Raw genomic sequence first — 21533 nt, 5'->3', positions numbered from 1 at the left:
TTACATTTTTGGAACCGCAGTAATACGAATATCGTCGCCTACGGTTCGAGTATCGGTAATGGTTAACTGCAATTGCTCGGCCATTTTTTCAAATGGCAGGTTTAACAATGGCAGGGCGCTGCTGCCCAGCAATGTCGGGGCTTGATAGATCACAAGCTGATCCACCAGCCCTGCCTCTACAAAAGCCCCAGCCAATTCCGCGCCCGCTTCCACCAGCACTTCATTACACTGGCGCCTTGCCAATTCCTGCAACAGTGCCAGCAAGTCTACCTGACCGCTGTCTGCGGGAAGTGCGATGCTCTCAGCATCACTTACGCTCGCTCCCGCAGTGACAACCAGCAGCTCTCCAGGCTGATTGCGGATAGTGGCATCCACAGGTAGTTTGCCCGCGCTGTCCACCACCACTTTCAGGGGTTGGCGAATGTGCTGCTGGCCAGCCCGTAAAGCGCCAAGGTCATTATCGCGCACGGTCATGGCCGGGTCGTCCTGCAATACCGTGCCAATGCCGGTGACAATGGCGCAGCTGCTCGCGCGCAGTTTTTGCACATCGGCGCGCGCCGCCGGGCCGGTGATCCACTGGCTTTCGCCACTGGCCATGGCAGTGCGGCCATCGATGCTCATGGCCAGCTTTACCGCTACTCGCGGCAAATCAGACGTCATGCGCTTACAGAAGCCGGGGTTGAGCTGCTGGCACTGCGCTTCCAACAGTGGGCCTTCAACGGCAATACCCGCATCCCGCAAGAACTGCAGCCCGCGACCTGCCACCTTGGGGTTAGGGTCTTCCATACCGTAAATAACTTTCGCCACATTGGCGTTAACCAGCGCTTCGGCACAAGGGCCTGTCAGGCCCTGATGGCTGCAAGGTTCCAATGTGACATATACCGTGGCACCAGAGGCATCGCCCGCTGCAGCCAGAGCGTTGACCTCCGCATGGCCCTCGCCAGCCCACTGGTGCCAACCTTCACCAATCACCACACCATCACGCTCAATCACACAACCTACCCGCGGGTTTGGGGAAGTGGTGTAACGCCCGCAGCGCGCCAATTGAACGGCGCGGGCCATGTGAATTTGGTCAGTGGTGTTCATAGAAATAGGGCTTGTTCACGCTTCATATCCACCACTGCTGAGAGCGATTTTTGCGCTCAACAAGGCGGAAAAAGTGACGTGTAGTCACTCTACACCAGCTTTTTCCAACGCAGTGGAGCGCAAAAATAGCCTCAGCCCCATACGTTTTAATAAAAGGGGTTGGGGCTGAAAAGGCGCCCCTCGTTGTTGCTCGTCGCTCATTTGAAATGACCAAACCACTCTCCTCGCGCCTAGATGGACGCCTTTTCAACCTCCAACAGTGGCGGATATGAAGCGTCAACAAGCCCTACTTGGCAGCGCGGCCGTTGCTTTCCAGTTTATCCAGCTCGGCGCGAAATTCATTGAGATCCTGAAAACTGCGATACACAGAGGCAAAGCGCACATAGGCCACTTCGTCCAACTGGCGCAGCTGTTCCATCACCTGCTCGCCTACCACCCGGCTGGGTACCTCGCGCTCCCCTGCAGCCTGCAGTGCGTGTTTGATATGGGAAAGCGCTGCCTCAATCTGCTCGGTGCTTACCGGGCGCTTTTCCAACGCCCGCAGCAAGCCGGCGCGGAGCTTGTCTTCATTAAAAGGCTCGCGGTTGTTGTCGCTTTTGATCACCCGCGGCATCAACAACTCTGCCATCTCGTAGGTGGTAAAGCGCTCCTTGCAGGAAAGGCACTCGCGACGACGGCGCACCTGGCCGCCTTCGGCAACCAGGCGCGAGTCGATAACTTTGGTGTCGTCTGCGCTGCAGAATGGGCAGTGCATAGGTGCTCCTTTCAGTCGCGAGAGATGGGAGGCGAAAGACGAGAGACTCGTCTTTCATCTCACATCTCTCGTCCCACGTTACTTCCCGTAAACAGGGAAAGCAGCACAAAGCGCCAACACCTGCTCTTTCACCTGTGGAACTACCTGTTCGGAAGTGCCGTTTTCCAGGGATTCGAGAATGTCGCAAATCCAGCCGGTCATTTTCTCGGTTTCCGCTTCGCCAAAACCGCGGGTGGTAATAGCTGGCGTACCAACACGCAGGCCGCTGGTAATAAACGGCGAACGCGGATCGTTAGGTACGGCGTTTTTGTTGACGGTGATAAAGGCGGCGCCCAAGGCTTCCTCAGCATCTTTACCGGTGTACTCTTTGCCAATCAGACTCACCAGCAGCAGGTGGTTGTCAGTGCCGCCGGAAACAATGTCGATGCCTCGCTCCAGGAATACTTTGGCCATGGTGCGGGCATTGGCGACCACTTGCTCTTGATAGCCTTTGAAGTCATCGGAGAGCGCTTCCTTGAATGCCACTGCCTTGGCAGCGATCACATGACACAAGGGACCGCCCTGGCCGCCGGGGAACACCGCGGAGTTAATTTTCTTGGCCACGTCTTCGCTGTTGGTAAGAATGATGCCACCGCGGGGGCCGCGCAGGGTTTTGTGGGTGGTGGAAGTCACCACATCCGCATAGGGCATGGGGTTGGGGTAGACACCAGCGGCGATCAGTCCAGCCACGTGGGCCATATCCACCATCAACCAGGCACCCACTTTGTCGGCAACGGCGCGGAAGCGCGCCCAATCCACGACCCGTGAGTAGGCGGAGAAACCGGCAACAATCATCTTCGGCTTGTGTTCCAGTGCCAGCGCTTCCATTTGCTCATAATCCAGCTCGCCGGTTTCGGCGTTCAGGCCATACTGCACCGCGTTGTACATTTTGCCGGAGAAGTTGGGCTTGGCACCGTGGGTGAGGTGGCCGCCTTCCGCCAGGCTCATGCCCAGCACGGTATCGCCGGGCACACACAAAGCCTGGTAAACCGCGGAATTAGCTTGGGAGCCGGAGTGGGGCTGCACGTTGGCGTATTCAGCACCGTAGAGTTCCTTAACGCGCTGAATAGCGAGGTCTTCGGTGATGTCCACGTACTCACAGCCACCGTAGTAGCGCTTGTGGGGGTAACCCTCTGCGTATTTGTTGGTCAGTTTGGAGCCCTGAGCCTCCATCACTGCGGGGCTGGTGTAGTTCTCGGAGGCAATCAGCTCTATGTGTTCTTCCTGGCGAGCATCTTCTTTCTGGATCGCAGCGAACACTTCCGGGTCGTATTGGGCAATGGTCAAATCTTTGTCGAACATCTCAGCTCCACGGGGTACAAATGGACAGAAAAAATGAGCGCCGATTGTACACGAGACAACCAGCCGCCGCTATCGGCCAGGCGCCGTGCAAAAACCTGTAAACAACGCCGCCTGCGCCGCCATTTGTGGCACCATAGCGAGCAATCGCAATTGGAGACTGACCATGAAATTGGCCACCCTATTTGGCGCCGCATTACTGGCCACAATCAGCTGGGCCCAGAGCGCTGGCCACGCCACCCCATCTGCCAGCCTGCCGACCATTCTCACCGATACCTTTAACTACAATCTAAACACACCCAGCATTATCGATATTAATGAGTTAGTGGCTGGCTGCCCCAAGCGTGACTGCATTCCCTCCATCGACAACCCCAAATTCGACAGCATTCTCAACACCGATTACCTGCAAGAGGATGATCTGTTGCTGGTGGTTGAGCACGACGGTCAAACCAAGGCCTACCCCCACCGCATTCTCAACCGTCGGGAGGTGGTCAACGACCGCTTCGGCGACACCCCCATTGTGGTGACGTACTGCCCACTGTGTGCTTCCGGCGTGGCTTTTGTGGCACAGGTCGACGGGCTGGTCACAGAGTTTGGCGTTTCTGGTCTGCTGCACAACAGCGATCTGGTGCTTTACGATCGCCGCACCAATCATCTGTGGGGACAAATAACCGGGGAAGCCATTATCGGCCCGCGCTCCGGGGAAAAGCTGCAACGGGTCACCACCCGCACCCTGCCCTGGAACAAGCTCAAGGCCAGCCTGCCGCGCACGCAAATCTTGCAGCCGGACAGCCGTGACAAGGCAGCTCTGAATAACCCATCTCAATACGACAACTACGCCAAAAACGAGCGGTTGTACTTCCCGGTGAGCCTCAAGGACGCCCGCCGTAAACCCAAACAGCTGGTGTACGGCATTGACGTGGATGGTCGCGCATTGGCGGTAACCGAAAATTACCTGCAACGGAACAAAGCTTTCAACCAAACCGTGGGCAATTACACTGTGCGCCTTTTGCGCCGCCAGGACGGCTCCGTAGTGGCCTACAACATGGACACCCGGCAAACCATTCCGGTCACCCGGCTCTACTGGTTTGCCTGGTATGCTTTTCATCCGCGTACTGAACTGTTGGAGTAAGGGTTCCACCGATATAATTGCGCCTTCTACCACCGCGAGTTACCCCACTGCCATGCCCATCAGCCACGTTATTGCCCACCGCCTGCAACGTATTCCCGGCGGCGACACACAGTTCCAGTCGCGGGAAGATGAATTGCCCCTGGACGGAAAGGTGGAAGAATTGCTGCGAGAGTTAAAACGCACTTTCTGCAATCGGGCGGGCAAAAACTGGGGATTGTTCAGCAATGACAGTGGCAGCTTTCCGCTCCCTGGCTTGCTAAAAAGCTACTGTGAAGACAAGTTGGGTTTTGCCAGCTTCTCCCGCAAAGCCGCCGAACTGTTGGCCGAACAACTGGGCAAGTGCGATGCTGCCGTGGAGGCACACTTGCTTGTGTGCAGGGAAAACCTGGCCGACGCCGACTATCTCTACCTGTTTATGGTGGATCACGACGAAGCCCTGTATATCGACAACAAGCTCTCTATTCAAAGCACATCGAACATCGGCAGCTTGATGTTGGGAGCGCGGGTTAATCTGGGGGAGTGGCAAGGGGGCGGTAGCAATTATTTATCCCTTTTGCGCCTGCGCGGCGACAAACCACTCACCGACGCCTTTTTCAACACCCTGGGCTTTGACGACCCACAGATTGATCTTTACGCCGACACCAGCCAATTCCTGGAAGCGGTAGACAGTTACAGCAAAACCCTGCCGGAAGAACAGGCTCAGGAAACCCGCCACAAAGTGGTCGATTACTGCATTGAGCAAGATCGCAACGCCGAGCCGGTGGTGTTTGAAAAACTGTCGCGGGAACTCAACGAAGACAAACCCCAGGAATTCGCTCAGTACATCGAACAGAGTTACGAAGAACAAAAAGGCTTTGCAGAGCGAGCCGAAAAGCTGCCACCCAAAAAAGAACTGATCCCCCACCGGGGGCGCCTGAAACAGTACATTCGCCTCAGCGGCCGCGACCCAGAAATGAGCATCAGTTTCAACGCCGATTGCATCGGTAACAGCGTGGAATACGACCACGAAAACGATGTGCTGACATTAAAGAAGTTGCCTAAGGCGTTGCGGTCAAAGTTGTTGGAGCATCTACGCAATGAGAGCAGCCCATTGCAGTCATAACTGGAGAGCACCATGACCCACAGCAGCGAACTCACCGTGGCACTGGGGCAAATTTCCCCTGTATGGCTCGACCGCGAAAAAACCGTTGAAAAGATTCTCGCCGCCATCAGTGAGGCCGCCGATAAGGGCGCTCAACTGATTGCCTTTGGCGAGGCACTGCTTCCCGGCTACCCTTTCTGGTTGGAACGCACAGGAGGCGCCGTATTTAACTCCTCGATGCAAAAGCAGATTCACGCGCACTATCTGCAACAGGCCGTGGATATCGAAGCGGGTCATCTGGAACCGGTTTGCCAGTTAGCCCGGCAACAACAGATCTCTGTGATCCTTGGCATCGCTGAACGCCCCGCCGATCGTGGCAGCCACAGCCTGTATTGCTCACTGGTGTATATAGACACCAACGGCGTCATTCAAAACGTCCACCGCAAATTGATGCCTACTTATGAAGAACGCCTGACCTGGTCACCCGGTGATGGCCACGGCCTGCGCACGCATCCTTTGGGGCCGTTTACTTTGGGCGCATTGAACTGCTGGGAGAACTGGATGCCTTTACCGCGGGCCGCGCTGTATGCCCAGGGAGAAAACCTCCACGTCGCCATCTGGCCCGGCGGAGATCACAACACAGAAAACATTACCCGGTTTATCGCCCAGGAAGGGCGCTCCTACGTGCTCTCTGCATCCAGTTTGATGAAAGTCGAGGACTTCCCCATAGATACACCTTACCTGGAAGAGATTACCAGCGGAGGCGGCCCTCTACTGGCCAATGGCGGCTCCTGCATCGCAGCGCCAGACGGCAGCTGGGTGATCGAACCCCAGGTGGGCACCGAGGGCGTGTACGTAGCCACTATTGATCACAACAGAGTGCTGGAAGAACGGCAAAATTTTGATCCGGCAGGCCACTACTCGCGGCCGGATGTCACGCAACTGAGCGTCAATCGCCAACGGCAGTGCACGGTTTTATTTAAAGATTCAGAAGGTAACGATTAAACGGAAACGGCTGCACAATCAGGCAGCCTGACTCATAGCTCGCTCTTCAGTTCTGCCGTCAACCGTATCAAGTCCGCGGGAATATCAAATCTAGGCTAATTATCAACACTCAACAATATTCACCGGCACTTCAATCACATTTACTGCCAATCCGCCGCGGGCGGTCTCTTTATATTTATCCTGCATATCACGGCCGGTGTCGCGCATGGTTTTGATCACTTTATCCAGGGACACAAAATGTTTGCCGTCGCCGCGCAGGGCCATGCGCGAGGCGCTGATGGCTTTGATGGCGGCCATGGCGTTTCGCTCAATACAGGGCACTTGCACCAGGCCACCAATGGGATCGCAGGTGAGGCCAAGGTTGTGCTCCATGGCAATTTCGGCGGCGTTTTCCACTTGTTCCGGGGTGCCACCCAACACTTCGGTGAGTGCACCGGCAGCCATCGAGCAGGCAGAACCCACTTCGCCCTGGCAGCCCACTTCGGCACCACTGATGGAGGCGTTTTCTTTGTACAAGATTCCGATGGCCGCGGCGGTGAGCAGGAATTTCACAATCAGATCGTCACTTTTGCTGCTATCGCAAAAGTGGTGGAAGTAACGCAGTACGGCGGGAATGATGCCGGCAGCACCGTTGGTGGGGGCGGTCACTACCCGGCCACCGCCGGCGTTTTCTTCATTGACCGCCAAGGCGTAAACGCTGACCCAATCCATACTGACCATAGCGTCATTATTCAGATCGTTGCTACTGCTGGAGAGCTGGCGATACAGCTGGGGGGCCCGGCGCTTTACTTTCAAACCTCCGGGCAGCATACCTTCGGTTTGAAAGCCGCGATCAATACAGCTGTCCATCACCCGCCAGATGTTGAGCAGCTCGGTTCGTATCTGTTGTTCGCTGCGCCAGACTTTTTCGTTTTCCAGCATCAGTTTGCTGATCGAAAAGCCACTGTCCGCAGACATTTGCAAAAGCTGCTCACCGGTTTTAAAGGGGTGAGGTTGTACTGTGCTGTCCTCAATAATGCGCCCTTCTTCTGAGGCAGCATTTTCATCCACCACAAAACCGCCGCCCACCGAGTAGTAAACACGGGCATCCAGTACCTGTTGGTCGCTGCCGTAGGCGGTAAACTTCATACCATTGGCGTGATACGGCAGTGATTCGCGGCGATGAAGCAACAAATCAGTTTCGTCGTTAAAGGTCACGGCCTGTTTGTCCAACAGTTTCATACTCTGTTGTTCGCGAATGTTTGCTACCCGCTCGGCAATGCTGTCCACATCCACAGTTTCCGGGTCTTCCCCTTCCAGCCCCAACAGCACCGCTTTGTGGGAACCGTGGCCTTTGCCGGTTGCCCCAAGCGAGCCGTAGAGTTCGGATTTGACACGGGCCACCTGGCTCAGCAAGCCGCTTTCTTCGAGACAAGCAGCAAAAGTTGCGGCGGCACGCATAGGGCCGACAGTATGCGAACTGGACGGGCCAATGCCGATTTTAAAAATATCAAATACGCTGGTGGCCATAGTTTATTGATCCTGAAATAACGGCAAAGAAAAAGGGCTATCAACCGATAGCCCCAGTATGTCGCCGACAGTAGGTTTTTGTCTACAACTGCTGCAAGCGCTGCTCAATCTCTGCCAGATCCGGCATGATTACCGCCTGGTCGTCCAAAGTAGCGTACATCAGTACGCCGTTTTCATCCGGCTCATTACCCTGAGCGCGAAAATCGCTGGTGGGTGTTACCCGGGCACTGCGCGGGTAACCCTGGGTGACAATACCGTAGTATTCAAACTCGCTGTTTTCGTCTGCGGCCTTAAGCACTGCCAGGCGACTTTGCTCCGTAATAGCGGGTTTCTCCGCCCCTACCAATGCTTCATAGCAAATCACTTGCAGTTGATGCTCCCGCCAGGCCCCGGTGCCATACAACCAGGCTGGCAGGTCATCCGCGGTTTGCAGCTGGATGTCATCCATCACTTCCGACACAGCGGATACCGGCAACAGCAACGTGGTACCGGTAATGGGAATCAGCAGGCTATCCACAAAGGACGCCAGTTGCTGGGGGGTATGGACTAGTTGATTCATGCTCATTTCTCGTTACCGGTTCTACTCGACCTCTGCGGTCAGCAATTCGTCGATGGCATCGCGCAGGTCTTCTTCCCGATAGGGTTTACCCAGATAGTGATTAACGCCCAGGGACAGTGCCCGCTCGCGGTGTTTGTCACCGGTACGCGACGTAATCATGATGATGGGCAGGTTTTTAAAGCGGCCCATGGAGCGCACCCGGCTCGCCACTTCAAAGCCATCCATACGGGGCATTTCGATATCCAGCAACATCACATCCGGGTCGTGCTCACGCAGCAACAGCATGGCGTCGGCACCATCTTTGGCGGTGAGCACCTGGAAGCCTTCCCGCTCCAGGAAACGGCTGGTGACCTTGCGCACGGTCACCGAGTCATCCACCACCATCACCATGGGTACGCTGGATCGGGCGGCGGCCGCCTCGGCGTCTTCCACCCACTGTACTTTCGCCAGGGCAGAGGACTTCTGAGTGCGCAGCAGCGCCAGCAGGTCGAGAATCACCACTACCCGGCCATCACCCAGCACCGTGGCACCGGACAGCCCCGGCACCGTACTGAACTGGGCGCCCAGGGTTTTCACCACAATTTCGCTACTGCCCACCAGACGATCCACCTGCACGGCGTAGCACTGTTGTTCAGAGCGCACCAACACCAGCGGTATGGCCTGTTCTTCGGCGCTGATGCGCGGTGCGGCACCCTCTTGCAGCAGTGAGCCCAGGTGGCGCACGCTGTATTCCGAGCCACCGTATTCGTAGCGCAGTTGCGGGTTGCTGTAGAAGTTTTCCAGTTGTTGCGGCGACAACCGCACCACGCCGTCGATGGAGGTCAGCGGCAGCGCGTAGCTGTCGTCGCCAATCTCGATCATCAGGGCGCGGTTGATGGAAACTGTAAACGGCAAGCGCACCTGGAATTCAGTACCCTGCCCCTGTTGGGAACGAATGGCGATGGCACCACCCAATTGGCGCACTTCGGCGTTGACCACATCCAGGCCAACACCGCGGCCGGAAATGTGGGAAACCGTTTCCGACGTGGAGAAACCGGGCTCGAGAATAAACTGCACCACCTCATGATCGCTGAGGTTGGATTCGTGAGCCATCAAACCCTGCTTGATGGCCTGCTTGCGAATAGCATCGATATTCAGGCCGCGACCATCGTCCGCCAGCTTGATAATAATATCGCCGCCCTCGCGGGCCAGATCGATGCTGATGGTACCGCGCTCCGACTTACCCACGCCGCTGCGGTCTTCACCGCTTTCTATGCCGTGGTCAATGGCGTTGCGCAGCATATGGTCGAGAGCCGGCAGCATTTTTTCCAGCACCGAGCGATCCATCTCCCCTTCCACATTGAGCAGCTGCAGTTCCACCTGCTTGTCCAGCTCGGCACTCACCTGGCGCACAATACGGCGCAGGCGCGGCACCAGACGACTGAAAGGCACCATCCGCGAGCGCATCAACCCTTCTTGCAAATCCGTGTTAATGCGGCCCTGTTGCACCAACAGGTTTTCAGTTTCCTTGGCATTCTGACCCAAGGTGGTTTTCAAGTCCTGCAGGTCAGAAGCGGACTCCATCAGCGAGCGTGACAGCTGCTGCAACTTGGAGTAACGGTCCATTTCCAGGGGGTCAAATTCTTCGTCGCTGCCGGCGGATTCAATCTGCTCGCGGCGGAAAATAATCTGCGCCTCAGTTTCGATACCCAAGCGGCGCACCTGATCCTGGAGGCGGCGAATAGTGGTATTCATTTCCTCCAGAGCGAAACCAAAGGAGCTGATCTGCTGCTCTACCCGACCGCGGGAGATACTGGTTTCCCCCGCCATATTCACCAGGTTATCCAGCAGGGTGGCGCTCACCTTGACCATTTCTTCCGGCGCCTTGATGTCACTGTCTGCCAACAGTTGCGGTAGTGGCACCTTGCCCAGATCCGCAGCCACCGGCGCGGCGTTTTCCGCGGTATCGCTTTGCGCCACCTGACTGCCGGAAACCGACACAGCCAACTGGCGCACACCGGCATGCAGTTGGTCCAGGCGTTGCTGCAATTCGTCAAAGAAGCCGTCGTCACCGCCAGCGCGATGCTCCGACTCGATCAGCCAGCTCTCGAAGTTGTGGCTCAGGTCGCCCAGCTCATCCTGGGCAGCCATGCGGGCGCCACCTTTGAAGGTGTGCAGGGCACGCTTGATTTCATCCGGCCAGGTGCTGATATGTGGTTCTTCACGCCAGCTGTACACGGAGTTATCAATGGTCTCCAACAGCTCGCCCGTCTCCTCCATAAAGATGGCCAGCACTTCCAGGTCAAACTGGTCTTCATCGCTGCTATCCGTTACGGCAACCGGGGGAATAAAGGCCAGTGGCGCTTCCGCTACCAGCTCGCTGTGTGCAGGCTCTGGCTCTTGACCGGTTGCCTCATCGGCTTGGGTTGTTTCACTGTCAGACTGCTCAGCGGATTCCAACTCATCTGTCTGCTCGTCTTCCAGAACCTCTGTTGGTTCTGCATCCTCGACGTCTTCAAGCTGATCGTGTGGCTCCTCCTGCTGATCCATGAGTTCAGCAACGTCTTCTGCAACCGCCTCGATGGGCAGTTCAGTGTCGTCGTCCTGTTCGACACTTTCCTGTGAAGCGTCTTCCTGAGCAGTTTCCTCATGAACAGTTTCTTCCTGAACCACTTCTTCCTTAACAGTATCGTCAGCCGCGTCTACTTCGGATTGCGCTGCCTGGTGGTGCAGGTCGCTGGCCAACAATTCCAGACTGGTGACTTCTTCGTCCGCTTCCGGCATCTGTTGGCCAGCGGCGAGGGCATCAATCATTACCAGCAACTTGTCGTGGGCACCAGCCAGGGTAGTCACCACCGCCTGGGGATCAGCAACCGCTGACATATCCACCACCTGTAAGGTGTCCGCCACTTTCGCAGCCAATTGCGCCAGTGCTGGCTCCTCGGCCTTGGCCGCGGCATGACCGAGCTGGTCGTATTCTTCCACCAAAGTGTCCAGAGAAGGCTGCTCGCCGCTGTCGCGCCAGTTGGCAAACAGGGTTTCGGCATCCATCAACTGGTCCAGGCCATCGGTCATCAGCGCGATCAATGGGCGCAGATGCTCAGCAAATTCCTGCTGCGCCTGTTCGCTGATGGACGGCTCTTCTGTCTCGTCAACCAGGCTTTCTACAGACTCATGTTCAGCCAGTGCATCGGCAAAGCTGTCGTCGTCAACATCGTCTTCCGGCTGCTCGCTGGCAACCATCGGCAGCAGGCGTTGGCGGGATTCATCAATACGTACCAGCAGTTCGTCACTGCCTTCGATGGCACTGTGCTGGTCGCCGGATTCCAGCACTGGCAACGCATTTTGCAGCACCGTAACGCTATCCGTAAGCAGCTGCACCAGAGGCCAATCCACCGCTTGCTGGAAGTTGTAGAGGTCTTTGACTAAGCCTTCCAAGGGCTCCATCAATTGCGACACCGGCGCCACTTCCGCCATCAGGGCGCTGCCCTTGAGAGTGTGCAAGGCCCGCAACAAACCAGGGGTGGGCAACCCGTAATGGGGCGCCAATTGCTGGATTTCGGTGAGGAACAGGGAAACATCTTCCAGGTGGCGACGGGTTTCGTTGACAAAAATCGACAGCAGCTCACCGCTTTCATCTTCGGCCGGGCTGTTGTCAACCAAGTCCAGTTCTTCTGTTTCGCTATCGTCCGTTGTCGCCGCATCCACCTCAGTTGCGTCAGTTGCAGCCAGCACTTCCACTTCATCGTCAATGGGCAGGGCGTCTTCGTTATCGGCGCTGTCGATGCTGGACAAATCCACCGCCTGACAATGAGCCACCGCATTGGCGTTGGCAATCAGCTGATCGATTTCCGCGCTGTTGTCTTCTTCCTGACGCTGTTCGAAGTTGCTCACCATGGTGGGTAGCAGTTTTACCGCCTGCCCCACCAGCACCGGGATGTCGGAGCTCAGCGGAATCAGGTTATCGATCACCCGGTTGAGCATGTATTCAACGGACCAGGCCAGCTCGCCGACACGCATGGCCTCTACCATGCGACCACTGCCCTTGAGAGTGTGGAAACCACGGCGAATATCGCCGAGTTCGTCGCCAGTGGTGGGATTGGCCTGCCAGTTCGGCAGCTGCTCGCGCAGCATATCCAGTACTTCGCCCGCCTCTTCCACAAAAATTTCGATAATTTCTTCGTCGATATCGCTGTCAGTTTCCTGTGCCGCTTGCTCCGCGGCCTGAGCAACCAATACTTCATTTACGTCGCCCGCTGCGGACTCCGGCTCCTCGCCAAGCAGCTGACTGCTATCGTCTAACAACGTCAGCTCTTCGGTGGCCTCAGCCACTGGCTCTTCGCCGTGCAACAGGGCCGCGCTGTTTTCTGCCATGGTCAGTATGGAAATGGCGTCGGGAGTTTCCTCTCCGGACACACCGACACAGCCATCCAGGTAATACTCAATACTGGTAATGGCATCCGCCAGGCTATCGAGGGTTCTCCAGTCGGGAATGGAGGCGTCGGACAACAGCTTTTCCTGAATGTAGCGGCAGGATTTATCCAGCACTTTTGCCGGGCGTTCCAGAGACATCATCTCCAGTGCGCCACGCACTTCGGTGAGCAGTTGCGGAGCGTGCTCCAGGAAGTGTTTGTCCCACTGTGAGGAGATGTACTCGACAATACTGTCTTTGACTTTTTCCAGACCGTTGCGGGTTTCCCGCAGCAGGGCTTCGCGAGCCCGGTGCAATTCCATATTGGCCTGGTTTTCCGCCGATTCTATCTGGCCACCAGAACTGCCCCATGCCACCAGAGCGGATTCGATATCCACCAGATGGTTGGCGATATCACCCAGCAGTACCACATTCATGGTGTCGGAGCGATCGCTCACTTCCTGCATGCGCTGCTGCAATTCGTCCAAGGGCTCCGAGAGGCGGGTTTGACCAACAAACGCCAGGGAGTCAGACATACGTGTAAAGATTTCACACAGCTGGCCAATCATGCTGCCATCCAGGCCGCCTTCCAGCTGATAGCGGGTCACCATTTCCTTGGCGTTATTCACTTCTTCCAGCAATGCGGTGGCGATGGCGCGTACCGCATCGGCATCGAACGACGGCGTCAATGAGCCTTCGCCGCCAAAAGAACCCGCAGGCAAGGCCTCCCGCAGGCGGAATGCCTCGGTCACTTCAAGAATGCGGTCAGTGCTGGCGTTGCTGAACGCCACGTAGTAGAGCAGGTTTTTCAGCAAACCCTGGGGCACTTCCCGCTCCAGGGAGGAAACTCCGTGCTGCTGCAACTGGCGAATTTCCCGATCCAGACCACGCAGCAGCGAAGTCACCGCTGACGAAGTGGGAATACTGTGGTGGCTGATGCCTTCCTGTACCGCAAGAGCGACCCGCCACAACTGGTATTGGGCGGTGCCTTTGCTGAGCTCACTGAGGCGGCTGAACACCCGGTTGATGTAACCCAGGTTCTTGTCCCGGTCGGCACCGCGAATCAACCCCAACAACGCCACCTGGTACATCTGGCGTAGCTTTTTGACCAGCTCTACAAATGCGTCGTTGTTTGGCAGGGTACTGCTGTTTCCTCCGGTGCCGATATCACTGATATCCATATGGGGTGAAAACAACGAACCCTCAGATAACAGCGGCTTGCCACGCACTGCGCGCAGGTCGTTGATCAGGGAAATCAGGGTGGCGGGCTGGTCACTGCCACTGCTGCTCACCTGGCGGATGTACTGAGGCAGTTTCAGGGAAGCCTGCACCAACACTTCGCTGGCTTCCGTTACGTTGCTGATGCGGTTTTCCAGCAAGCCACTGACCAGTTCTTCCATTTCTTCTGCCAACAGAATCGCACCGTGGCATTCGGTGATTTTCAGGGTGCCATGCACCTGGTGGATACTGCTCTGGCAAAAGCGGATCTGCGGCTCATCGCTGGGGTCTTTGAGGTAAGCATCCAGGGACTCGTAGGCCTGTTTTAACGATGCTTCAATTTCGTCAACCAACCAATCCAGGCTGTGCAGACTGCCGTTTTCTCTGTTCACTTACGAATCCTCATTGGCGCCGGGTGTGAAACCCCTGCGCTTGCGCTGATACATGTGTTGCGCCGATACATTTGTACTGCCGGTTCCGCCACGCGTTCTGTATGCGGCGGTTGCCAGTTAGCCAATTCTCCGGGGCCAACAATCAGGTGGCCACCGGGCTTCAGATTGGCAGCCAGACCGGCCACCAGTTGCTGGCGTTGCCAGCGGCGAAAATAGGGCAGCAGGTTTTGGCAGTAAATCAAATCCGCACCTTGCATTTGCGGGATATGCTGCGAACTGTCTGCCGCCACCTGTAGTACATTGCCGCGAATAAAACAGGTGCGGCGACGCAACTGCTCGCCTACCTGGTAGTCACCGTTCTTACGGCACTGAAAATAGTGGTCTCTCTGACGCTGGCTCAGGGCCGCCAACTGCGCTGAGGAGTAGATACCATTGCGAGCAGTAGCGATGGCCTGAGCGCTGATATCCATACCGATCACACCGTAGCTTACCTGGTGATCGAGGCAGTTGTCGGCAAGAACCAACGCCAGGGAGTAGGTTTCTTCACCGCTGGAGCAACCCACGCTCCAGGCGGTAAAGCTGCTGCCGGAATTATTCTTCTGGTGGTTTTGTTGGCGCTCATTTTGATAGTCCTGCCAAATCCGGCCCACCGCATTCATGGATTCGCGGTGGCGCAGAAAGCGGGTATCACGCACCAGAATTCGATCCAGCAGTCGTGTCCATTGCGGGTGGTTGTCCCCGCCACAGGCCAGTTGCCGGTAGTAATCCATGGTGTCAGTAAAACCCAGCTCATCGGCCAATTCACCGATGCCCGCTGCCAGCCAATCGAGGTTCAGGCTGGCCGCACGTACGCCGGTGCGGCGCTCCAGCAGTTGCTGCCACAGCTGCGCCTGGCGGTGGTCAAAACCGCTGCGAGTGCTCTGCACACTGCTGGTCGACATCATTGAGTTCACCGCCATGGAAGTGGCCAGTACCAATAATAAAAGTTAGTAACGACGCTCTTTGTCGTCTTCCAGATCGCCATCCAGTTCGACGATAAAGTCCTGGTCGTCTACCGGTTGCTCTCCATCCAGGTCTGCGTCCAGATCAAGGTCGCTGTCGCCATTGGCCAGATAATCCGTATCGGCGGCAATATCAAGGCCATCAAGATCACTGCCTTCTGTAGCTTCTGCTTCAACTGGCTCACTGGCATCGTCTTCCGCCAGGGTGTCGGCAATGTCTTCTGCCATGGCAACCAGCTCGTCAGTGGGCTGTGACTCATCATTTTGAGGCTGTTCAGAGTCCTCCGCAAAACGCGGCTTAAAGCCGGCGAATTCTTCCGGGTGGCGGTCAAAGTCCTCATTGCCCAGCAGTGCATCGTCTTCAGCAAGTTCTTCGTGCTCGGCCTGTTGCACGTCGCCAAAGTCATTGGCTGCAGCCACTGACGCAGAGGAAAGCTGCCCTGGCAGTTTGAAACCACTCACTGACTCACGCATGTCTACCGCCATCTCCGCCAGTTCACCAACCGAGGATGCGGTGGTGGTGGTACCGGACAGGGTTTGCGAGGAAATTTCCTGAATCACGTTCATAGTGCCGGACACATGGCTGGCGGTTTTCGCCTGCTGGCGCGCCGCCGAGGAGATGTCCTGAATCAATTCCGCCAGGTCGGCAGATACGTTTTCAATTTCTTCCAGTGCCACACCGGCGTTGTGAGCCAGATCAGCACCCTTCACCACTTCGGTAGTGGTGGATTCCATGGAGCTCACCGCTTCGTTGGTGTCGGTCTGAATGGTTTTTACCAGCGAGGCGATCTGTTTGGTGGCCGCTGCGGAGCGTTCCGCCAGGCCCTGTACCTCGTCCGCAACCACCGCAAAACCGCGACCAGCTTCACCGGCCATGGACGCCTGAATGGCGGCGTTCAAGGCGAGGATGTTGGTCTGGTCGGCAATTTCGTTAATCAGGCTAACAATATCGCCAATTTCCTGTGACGACTCACCCAGGCGCTTGATTCGTTTGGAGGTGTCCTGAATCTGCTCGCGAATGGTGTCCATGCCATCGATGGTATCCCGTACCACCTCACCGCCTTTCTTGGCGATGGATACCGAGCGCTCTGCCACCACAGCGGATTCGGAAGCGTTGGTGGATACCTGATCAATGGTGACCGCCATTTCGTTAATGGCCGCAGAGGCGCCAATAATTTCCTGCGCCTGATGTTCGGAGGCTTCCGATAACTGGAGTGCCGTGGCACGGGTTTCACTGGCGGAGGCATTTACGTTTTCCGCGGAATCCTGAATGCGCGCCACCAGGGTGCGCAGCTGGTCAATAGCGTAGTTAATGGAGTCGGCAATGGCGCCGGTAAAGTCTTCCGTTACTGTGGCCTCCGCCGTCAGATCACCTTCACCCAAGTCACCGATTTCATCCAGCAGGCGAATCAGAGCATTCTGGTTGCGGTCGTTTTCTTCTGCAGTTTCCAGCGAGCGACGGCGGGTAGCCACCAGAGACTGAACAATCATCAAGATCACCAGGACAATCGCCAAGCCACCGCCTAACAACGCGGTTTGCTGGTTGAGTTGGCGTTCGCCCTGCAGGCCGTTAATAGTGTCGCCCAATATGTTGATTTCATTAACCAGGTTGCCGGACTCATTGAGTACCGCTTCACTGGCTTTACGGGCAGCAAACAGCACCGGTGTGGCATTGTAGATTTCTTCCACCTGGCCGCTGACAAATTCAAACTGCTTGTTCACTTCATCCAGGCTGGCGCGGGCATTGCGGTTGGCCACACGGCTGATGGCCATGGCGGTGTCGCCTTTTAACAGACCATTAAGCACCACACCAAACTTGCGGGCGTCCTGGTTAAATTGGTCGGCAGCGGCTTCTGACGCAGCACCGCCGGCGAGCATCTTGTCGACATTTCGGCCGATACGCTCCGCCAGCCAAGCCTGCTCCTGGGCGTTGGCAATCTGGTCGCGGGGAGAGCCACCGCTGATCAGCAGGTCCACCACTTCCACGTGCTTTTCCTGCAGCGCTGGCAGGGTGTCATTGAGGTTGGCGGCCACTTCATTGAGCAGCAAAATAGTGTCTTTGTCGTTGAGGATCACTTCGGTATTGCTTTTTACCGCACCCCAGCTGCGCTCCATATTGGCAAGGGCAGTGCCCGCCATTTGCGCCTCGGCAGACAATTCCGCTTTCAGCTGTGACCAGGTACTGTCGATGCTGGCCACCTGGCCCGACAAGGTATCGAACGCTTCCCGGTTACCACTGGTGGCTTCCCGCAATGGCCCTGCCAATGCTGAAGATAACGAGCGCAGCTCGCCCACTTTCTCACGGTTATCACTGTCCCGCGCGGAGTCCTGAATTACTATCCACACGTTGTAGGCGACGAATCCCAGCACCGCCACCAGCAAGATCGCCAGTAACAGTTGCAGGCCGCTGAATTTTGCCTTTTTGGCACCGCTAATCATGGTATTTCTCCGTGAAATAAATCTGATGTTCTGTTTATTATTGTGTCGTTGCTTTGTTTCAGTGTTTGTTTAGATATTTTGTCAGGCGGTAACGCTTAGAAAGCGTACATCGCTCACCAGCCGCAGGGGCCGAAATACGCCCCACACTTTGTCGCCATCCCGGTAACCGCCTTCCAGATAGGGGGAAATGGCACCGCAGTCGTCCACCTCTTCCACAAAGGTATCCACCGGGAAGTGGCGCATACCCAGCACTTCATCCACCTGTAAACCGGCAAATACCCCGTGCATATCCATCACCAGCACCCGCTGCTGTTTGGGGGCGGTGGTTAACCGGGAACCGGCAAATTCCGCCAGGTCGATAATTGGCAACAGGCGACCACGGACATTGGCCACCCCGCGCACCCAGCTCTGTACCCGCGGCAGGCGAGTGCAGGCTGGTACTTCAAGTAATTCGACAATGTCGCTGAAAGGCACCGCAAATTGTTGCCCTTGCAGGGCGAAGCACACCACCGACACGGTGGGTACTACCTGGTCTTCGCTGGGCAGGCGGCGGTCGCTCTGGCGGCAGTAGGTATCCAGTGCCACCAGGGTTTGAAATGCGGAGGAGGCGCGCAATCCCACGGTCAGGCCACCACGTCGTTAATGGCCTGAATCAGGCTCTTTTCATTGACGGGTTTGGCCAGGTAGGCGCTGGCGCCCTGGCGCGCGCCCCACACCCGATCGGTCTGCTGGTCTTTGGTAGTGACAATAATCACCGGAATATGACTGGTTTCCTCACCGCGTGTAAGTTGCCGGGTGGCCTGAAAGCCGTTGAGCCCTGGCATCACAATATCCATCAGCACCACATCTGGCTGCTCCTGACGGGCCATTTCAATCCCCAGTTCGCCAGACTCTGCGGACAACACGCTGTGACCACCTTTGGACAACATGGTGGTGAGCTTGTGAGTCTCGGTGGGAGAGTCGTCTACGATTAACACTTTTGCCATAACGGAAATAACCCCTTAGTTATTATGTTTTGAGGGTCGGGTAGCGGGTGCGCGATCACGCAGTTTGCGGTTGCGCGTAGCGATCCAACGCCTCAAATAATTCGTTCTTGCTGAATGGCTTGGTGAGGTAATCGTCGGCACCGACGATACGCCCCTTGGCCTTGTCAAACAGCCCGTCCTTGCTCGACAGCATAATCACTGGCGTGTGGCGGAACTGACTGTTGTTTTTGATGAGCGCGCAGGTCTGGTAACCGTCCAGTCTGGGCATCATGATATCCACGAAAATAACATCGGGCTGACAGTCGGCAATTTTTGACAGGGAGTCAAAACCGTCTACTGCGGTAATCACATCACAACCGGTTTTGGACAGCAGCGTCTCCGCTGTACGGCGGATGGTGTTACTGTCGTCAATCACCATCACCTTGAGGTCTTTGCGACTCTCTTCCATAACTACAACACCATTGATTGGATTATTTATTTTTTTGCCGCTGGCGGCGGGTTCCAGCCCCTTTGCCAACGCGGCTTTTGTAACACACTTTATCGGCACATACTATCGCGGACTTGATCGAAAGTACGCCGTTGAAAAACCATTTTTACACCCGTTGATGACTCCTTTCAGCTCAGGGTCACAAAAACATCAATTTCAGTTGCCAGACAACCGCCAACCACTTACCTTTATCGCCATGTTTCTGGCCTTGGCGGCACCTTGTCACAACATGAATGACCGTCAAACACCGTTATCATACGAACTTCCTACTGCCAAAACGTGATACAGGTATCAGTATGACTATACAGCTCGGCGTGATCATGGATCCGATCCACACCATCAACTACCGCAAAGACACTACTCTGGCCATGATGCTGGCCGCCAGTCGCAAGGGCTGGGATCTCTGGTACATGGAACAGGGAGATCTCGCTCTGGACAACAGCGTTGCCACGGCTCGTATGCGCCCGCTTCAGGTATTTGCCGACCCGGACAATTTCTACCAGTTGGGGGAGCCGCAAATTCGCCCGTTGAATACCCTTAATACGGTGCTGATGCGCAAAGACCCGCCCTTTAACAGCGAGTACATTTATTCCAGCTACATTCTGGAAGCCGCCGAGCGCGACGGCGTGCTAGTCGTTAACAAACCCCAGAGCCTGCGGGACTGCAACGAGAAGGTGTTCGCCACTCTGTTTCCCGAATGCACCCCGCCGCTGCTGGTGAGTAGTGACGAGCAACAGCTGAAGGCCTTTCACCGGGAGCACGGTGACACCATTTACAAGCCTCTGGATGGCATGGGTGGCTCGGCCATTTTTCGCGTCAAGGGCGACGACTCCAACCTCAGCGTGATTATCGAAACCCTCACCAACTACGGCCAGCAAACCATCATGGCGCAGCGCTATATCTCGGAAATCAAAGCCGGTGACAAACGCATCCTGATGGTGGATGGTGAACCCATGCCCCACTGCCTGGCGCGCATTCCCAGCCAGGGGGAACTGCGCGGCAACCTGGCAGCCGGTGGCAGCGGAGTCGTGCAACCTTTGAGTGACCGGGACCGCTGGATTGCCGAACAGGTAGGGCCAGAGCTGAAAAAGCGCGGCCTACTGTTTGTGGGCCTGGATGTGATCGGCGACTATCTCACCGAAATCAACGTCACCAGCCCCACCTGCATTCAGGAAATTGATCGCGACAGCGGTTCTGATATTGCCGGCCAATTAATGGATGTCATTGAGAAAAAGCTTTGAGCAATCCAGCCGCGGAAAAAAACAGCTTTCACAATGTGGAGCAGGCGCAGATACCCGTCGACAGCGGCGGCGACCAGCTGGGCTTCGCCCTGTTTCTGGCCATTGCGGTACACGCGCTGATTATCTTTGGCATCGGCTTCACCATTGCCCTGTCGAGCCCACCGGCGCCCACACTGGAAGTGACGCTGGCGCAACACAACACGGAACAGCAGCCCGAAGAGGCGGACTACCTGGCCCAGCACAACCAACAGGGCAGTGGTGACCAGTCTGACAAAGCCCAGATCACCACTGACCGGCAATCGCCTCTGCCAGCACCGGCAGTGCAGGAAACCGAACCTGTCGCCGCCACCCCGCAACAGCGTCGCCACGCCGAAGCCACGGCACTACTGACCACCACCGCTGCCAGTGACCGCAGCACCCCCAGCGCCGAACGAGCAGAGCAGGACACTGGCGAACAAGCCGAAAACTTCGACCAGGCAACCCGTCAGGAGCTGGCCAGCCTGCAGGCGCGCCTCGATCAGCAGCGCCAGGAATACAGCCGTATGCCGCGCATCAACCGGCTCACTGCCGCCAGCACTCGCTCTGCCAACGAAGCCGCATATATGCATTACTGGGTGCAACGCATCGAACAAACCGGCAACCGCTTCTACCCGGAAGAAGCCCGCCGCCGGGGTATCTTTGGCAACCTGCGTCTGGCAGTTACCCTGTTGCCAGACGGCGACGTGGAAAGTATTGAAATACTGCAGAGTTCCGGCCAGGCAATTCTCGACCAGGCCGCCATCCGCATCGTGCGCCAGGCTGGCCCTTTTGACCCATTCCCCAGCGAGCTGAAAGAGTGGGACAAGTTCGAAATCATTCGCACTTGGCAGTTTATTGCGGGCAATCAGCTAAAAACTGACAGTTAGACGTTCACTT

17 protein-coding genes are annotated in these 21533 nt (G+C 56.5%); 6 read left to right on the top strand and 11 right to left on the bottom strand.

What is annotated here, in order from left to right:
• The 3 genes from ribD to glyA all read right to left on the bottom strand — a co-directional run bounded on the left by ribD (position 1) and on the right by glyA (position 3181).
• On the bottom strand, positions 1 to 1092 hold the full coding sequence (gene ribD / locus QSV34_RS11970) for a bifunctional diaminohydroxyphosphoribosylaminopyrimidine deaminase/5-amino-6-(5-phosphoribosylamino)uracil reductase RibD (protein WP_289155034.1): 1092 nt from the start codon (positions 1090 to 1092) through the stop codon (positions 1 to 3).
• A gap of 280 nt (positions 1093 to 1372) precedes the next feature.
• Positions 1373 to 1840, bottom strand: a complete 468-nt coding sequence (nrdR, locus tag QSV34_RS11965) for a transcriptional regulator NrdR (RefSeq protein ID WP_289155011.1) — start codon at positions 1838 to 1840, stop codon at positions 1373 to 1375.
• Between the two features lie 78 nt (positions 1841 to 1918).
• A complete protein-coding gene (gene glyA / locus QSV34_RS11960; protein ID WP_289155009.1) occupies positions 1919 to 3181 on the bottom strand; it encodes a serine hydroxymethyltransferase in 1263 nt (420 codons plus the stop codon).
• Positions 3182 to 3344: 163 nt separating this feature from the next.
• Between glyA and QSV34_RS11955 the strand changes: the two genes are divergently transcribed.
• The 3 genes from QSV34_RS11955 to QSV34_RS11945 are packed head-to-tail and all read left to right on the top strand — an operon-like array spanning position 3345 to position 6396.
• Positions 3345 to 4310 (top strand): DUF3179 domain-containing protein, encoded by a 966-nt coding sequence (locus tag QSV34_RS11955; protein WP_289155007.1) that lies wholly within the window; start codon positions 3345 to 3347, stop codon positions 4308 to 4310.
• Positions 4276 to 5412, top strand: coding sequence for a nucleoid-associated protein (locus QSV34_RS11950; protein WP_289155005.1), 1137 nt, complete (start codon positions 4276 to 4278; stop codon positions 5410 to 5412). The genes QSV34_RS11955 and QSV34_RS11950 overlap by 35 nt, the downstream gene beginning before the upstream one ends.
• Before the next feature lie 12 nt (positions 5413 to 5424).
• Entirely contained in the window at positions 5425 to 6396 is a 972-nt protein-coding gene (locus QSV34_RS11945) for a carbon-nitrogen hydrolase family protein (RefSeq protein ID WP_289155003.1), read from the top strand.
• 102 nt (positions 6397 to 6498) lie between these two features.
• On the opposite strand, the gene QSV34_RS11940 is transcribed toward QSV34_RS11945, so the two are convergent.
• From QSV34_RS11940 to pilG, 8 genes are all read right to left on the bottom strand, one after another.
• Complete coding sequence (locus QSV34_RS11940; RefSeq protein WP_502929016.1) at positions 6499 to 7836, bottom strand: L-serine ammonia-lyase; 1338 nt, start codon at positions 7834 to 7836, stop codon at positions 6499 to 6501.
• A gap of 151 nt (positions 7837 to 7987) precedes the next feature.
• Entirely contained in the window at positions 7988 to 8464 is a 477-nt protein-coding gene (locus QSV34_RS11935) for a chemotaxis protein CheW (RefSeq protein WP_289154999.1), read from the bottom strand.
• Between the two features lie 21 nt (positions 8465 to 8485).
• Positions 8486 to 14464 carry a hybrid sensor histidine kinase/response regulator gene (locus QSV34_RS11930; RefSeq protein ID WP_289154997.1) on the bottom strand — a complete coding sequence of 1993 codons (5979 nt, stop codon included), beginning with the start codon at positions 14462 to 14464 and terminating at the stop codon, positions 8486 to 8488.
• Entirely contained in the window at positions 14461 to 15408 is a 948-nt protein-coding gene (locus QSV34_RS11925) for a CheR family methyltransferase (RefSeq protein WP_289154995.1), read from the bottom strand. The genes QSV34_RS11930 and QSV34_RS11925 overlap by 4 nt, the downstream gene beginning before the upstream one ends.
• Before the next feature lie 42 nt (positions 15409 to 15450).
• Positions 15451 to 17904, bottom strand: coding sequence for a methyl-accepting chemotaxis protein (locus tag QSV34_RS11920; RefSeq protein WP_289154993.1), 2454 nt, complete (start codon positions 17902 to 17904; stop codon positions 15451 to 15453).
• 81 nt (positions 17905 to 17985) lie between these two features.
• Positions 17986 to 18525, bottom strand: a complete 540-nt coding sequence (locus QSV34_RS11915; protein WP_289154992.1) for a chemotaxis protein CheW — start codon at positions 18523 to 18525, stop codon at positions 17986 to 17988.
• 2 nt (positions 18526 to 18527) lie between these two features.
• On the bottom strand, positions 18528 to 18890 hold the full coding sequence (gene pilH, locus QSV34_RS11910; RefSeq protein WP_289154990.1) for a twitching motility response regulator PilH: 363 nt from the start codon (positions 18888 to 18890) through the stop codon (positions 18528 to 18530).
• A 55-nt stretch (positions 18891 to 18945) separates the two neighbouring features.
• On the bottom strand, positions 18946 to 19338 hold the full coding sequence (gene pilG / locus QSV34_RS11905; RefSeq protein WP_289154988.1) for a twitching motility response regulator PilG: 393 nt from the start codon (positions 19336 to 19338) through the stop codon (positions 18946 to 18948).
• Positions 19339 to 19351: 13 nt separating this feature from the next.
• On the opposite strand from pilG, the gene QSV34_RS11900 reads away from it, so the two are divergent.
• From QSV34_RS11900 to QSV34_RS11890, 3 genes are read left to right on the top strand one after another with little or no spacing between them, the layout of a single operon-like run.
• The gene (locus QSV34_RS11900) at positions 19352 to 19660 is read left to right on the top strand and encodes a hypothetical protein (RefSeq protein WP_289154986.1); all 309 of its coding nucleotides are present in this window, start codon (positions 19352 to 19354) and stop codon (positions 19658 to 19660) included.
• 13 nt (positions 19661 to 19673) lie between these two features.
• Positions 19674 to 20618 carry a glutathione synthase gene (gene gshB / locus QSV34_RS11895; RefSeq protein ID WP_289154985.1) on the top strand — a complete coding sequence of 315 codons (945 nt, stop codon included), beginning with the start codon at positions 19674 to 19676 and terminating at the stop codon, positions 20616 to 20618.
• Positions 20615 to 21523 carry an energy transducer TonB gene (locus tag QSV34_RS11890; protein WP_289154984.1) on the top strand — a complete coding sequence of 303 codons (909 nt, stop codon included), beginning with the start codon at positions 20615 to 20617 and terminating at the stop codon, positions 21521 to 21523. Before gshB ends, QSV34_RS11890 begins: the two co-directional genes overlap by 4 nt.
• Positions 21524 to 21533 lie beyond the last annotated feature (10 nt).

The sequence above is a fragment of the Porticoccus sp. W117 genome (assembly GCF_030341905.1).
In the GTDB taxonomy this organism is placed as follows: Bacteria; Pseudomonadota; Gammaproteobacteria; order Pseudomonadales; family Porticoccaceae; genus SCSIO-12696.
This window is presented reverse-complemented; position numbering and strand designations above follow the sequence as displayed.